The following is a 656-nucleotide window of genomic DNA, read 5'->3' as shown; positions in this document are numbered from 1 at the left end:
TTCATTTCGATGTTGAGCATTTCCGGTTCACGGGCGTACTTGGCGTTGAACGAAAAGAAACTGCCGTCCTCGCAGATAACGGAGAAGTTCGTTTCTCCCGGAAAGCCCTCTGTCGTGGCTTTCACCCTGATTACGTTCTCCGCACCGTCCGCCTTGCCCGCTATGATGTGGTTGCTTCCCAAATCGACATAGCGGACGGCGGCGGGGAAGATGATATGCACCGTCTTGGCAAAGGTCACTTCCACGCCGTAGGGCGTAACCATTTGGCGGTACGGGAGTTTCCGGGTAATACCCCGGTACAAGTCGTTGCCAGCCGCATACTTCACGGTGTCAGCGGTTTGTGCGTTTGCCGCACACACGCCCAGCAAGAGGGCGAACAATCCAAAAATCTGTTTCATTGCTAATTGAAATTTTAACGGTTGATAAAATGGTTATTGTTGTTTGGCATACAGCATGACTTTATAGCCTGCTTTCAGCTTCACTTTCACGGTTCGGAACTTCTTGGCGAGGTAGCCGGACGTTCCTTGCAGCAATCCCCTTGTCACGTCCATAGCCACCTGCTGCCCGGCACTTTGGGCAAAGGAAATGTTTGTACCCAGCCCGCTTCCGATATTCGCCATAGCTTCGTTGAACGCTTCCTGCTCCATAGAGGACGG

2 protein-coding genes are annotated in these 656 nt (G+C 52.4%); both read right to left on the bottom strand.

Annotation, left to right across the window (positions count from 1 at the left end; translation table 11 throughout):
- Positions 1-398: conjugative transposon protein TraN (traN, locus tag H8S64_RS22270; protein WP_149969435.1), on the bottom strand; the 398-nt coding region annotated here is incomplete at its 3' end.
- 33 nt (positions 399-431) lie between these two features.
- Positions 432-656, bottom strand: a 225-nt coding sequence (traM, locus tag H8S64_RS22265) for a conjugative transposon protein TraM (protein WP_186978743.1), incomplete at its 5' end; no start/stop codon positions are given.

The sequence above is a fragment of the Butyricimonas hominis genome, from assembly GCF_014287455.1.
Classification (GTDB): Bacteria; Bacteroidota; Bacteroidia; order Bacteroidales; family Marinifilaceae; genus Butyricimonas; species Butyricimonas muris.
Note: the sequence above shows the minus strand (reverse complement) of the source record. Positions and strands in the feature narration are given on the sequence as shown.